1 protein-coding gene is annotated in these 2,392 nt (G+C 43.9%); it reads right to left on the bottom strand.

What is annotated here, in order from left to right:
- Positions 1-230: 230 nt before the first annotated feature.
- Positions 231-2,003: a sodium:solute symporter family transporter gene (locus AB4232_RS21075; protein WP_372087941.1), complete on the bottom strand. Its 1,773-nt coding sequence runs from the start codon at positions 2,001-2,003 to the stop codon at positions 231-233.
- Between the last annotated feature and the right edge of the window lie 389 nt (positions 2,004-2,392).

The following is a 2,392-nucleotide window of genomic DNA, read 5'->3' as shown; positions in this document are numbered from 1 at the left end:
AGCCCTGAGCCCTGAGCCCTGAGCCTAGAAACAGAACACTAAAAAGCCCCAATAAGCATTTACCTATTGGGGCTTTTTAAATTATTTCAGTATGAGCTAAAGCCAGAAAGCTTATTGAGTGATTTTCAAAAGCTCTCCGTACATATCACATTAAACTTTGGCAGTTCAAACGAACGGCTACCGCAATCGGTAGCCGCTGTAAAAAGTTATAGTTTTTGATTTAAAAGGAATTAGCCTTTGGCTGGCGTCACTTCGTCTTGTTGCTCGACTTTGTCATCGACCGCTTTAACAAGTAACAGACCGACAGAGAACACAATCAAACCACACAGAACGAATACCATGCGTCCCCACATAGGGTTTGGCAGTACGAACATTGTCATTACGCCCACACCCGCTACCGCGATAAGTGAACCCAACATACGACGTTGCTTGTTATCCAGTTTCTTCTGTTCATTACTCTCAGCAACTAACGGTGTTGCTAGATTGTTGAAGAACTTGTCGACATCTTTCTCACGGTGTTCCGGTAATGGCTTGTAGAACAGTGTTGAAAGAACGAAGAAGCCAGCAGTAAATACGATGTGACCGATAAGGCCGATAGCCACTTTCAGGTCAGCCCACTCACGGCCAGTTAGTTCGTTTAGACCGAACCAGTTTTGAATCATGTCCGCTGTGATAACGAAACCAACGAAGTAAGAAACCACACCACCGACTACTAGCGTACCCCAACCTGCCCAATCCGGTGTTTTACGGATGAAGAAGCCACAGAATGCTGGAATTGTCATAGGGAAGCCGATCAATGCGCCCACGTACATCATGGTGTCGAAAAGGCTCAGACCTTTAAGAGAGTTGATGAACAGAGCAACCAAGATGATCGCGATACCGAAGAAAGTAGACGTTAGCTTAGAAACAACCATTAGCTCTTTCTCTGTCGCTTTAGGACGAAGAATCGGCTCGTAGAAGTTCTTAACAAAGATACCTGAGTTACGGTTTAGACCAGAGTCCATTGAAGACATAGTCGCAGCAAACATAGCGGCAATCAGAAGGCCAACCATACCTGCAGGCATGTATTCTTGAACAAAGTAAAGGTAAGCGAAGTCAGCGGCTTTGCTGCCAGCGTCTGGGTAAGCTGCCGCTAAATCAACACCTTGACCTGCCATGAACCAAGAAGGCATGAACCAGATGATTGGACCAAGCGTCATTAGTACACAAGCAAGCAGTGCAGCTTTACGTGCGTTGTTTGAATCTTTCGCAGCAAGGTAACGGTAAGAGTTAAGCATGTTGTTGGTGATGCTGAACTGCTTTAAGAAGATGAACACAGCCCAGATGCTGAAGATGCTCATGTAGTTCAGGTTATCACCCGTAATGAATGAATCTGTTGGGAAGTCGTTAACGATCTGCGTAACGCCGCCACCGTGGTAAATCGCAACCACAGCACACGTCACCGTTACCGCCATGATGATAACCATCTGCATAAAGTCAGATGCGATTACCGCCCAAGAGCCGCCTGTTACTGACATTACCAGTACAACCAGACCCGTTAGGACAATCGTCGTTGTCATATCAAAGCCGAAGATACCCGATGCGATGATCGCAAGGCCGTTCAACCAGATACCAGCAGAGATAACGCTGTTTGGCATGCCAGACCAAGTAAATACTTGCTCATTCACCTTACCAAAACGCATACGAATCGCTTCAATTACCGTCACAACGCGCAGTTGGCGGAACTTCGGAGCGAAGTAAAGGTAGTTCATTAGGTAACCGAATGCGTTCGCGATGAAGATAATCGCTACGGCAAAACCATCGGTAAAAGCTTTACCTGCTGCACCAGTAAATGTCCAAGCACTGAACTGGGTCATAAATGCGGTTGCACCTACCATCCACCACAGCATATTACCTCCCCCACGGAAGTAATCACTTGTCGTACTTGTAAACGTTCGGAACATCCACCCTATCGCAATTAAGAATAGGAAGTAGATGCCAACTATCAGGGTATTGAGTTCCATCTTGAGACCTTTTTATTTATGTTTTTTTGTTAAGGTCACTATAGATAGATGGTAACTATATTTGTACTACAATAATTTAAATGCGTGACAGTGATCTTACAGTCCAGCACTCAAATAATCATACAAGTGATCGAGTTCAAATTTGCAACAACAGTCAACACGATGCATCAAACTTACACATCCCAAACGTTAATTTTCAGTTCAAACATCAAAGACAAGAACCATAAAACACTAAGATACTGATAGGTAAGAAAATAAACACAAAGGACAAATAACTAACATAGAAGCTAACGTCATATACGAGCCATCTACAAGGTAAATGGATAGAGAAACTCCACTTACCAACAAAGTGAAAATGTTTATTTTGTATGATTACTAGAAGCTACAAC

The organism is Vibrio sp. 10N.286.46.A8 (genome assembly GCF_041470165.1).
Lineage (GTDB): Bacteria > Pseudomonadota > Gammaproteobacteria > Enterobacterales > Vibrionaceae > Vibrio > Vibrio tasmaniensis_A.
This window is presented reverse-complemented; position numbering and strand designations above follow the sequence as displayed.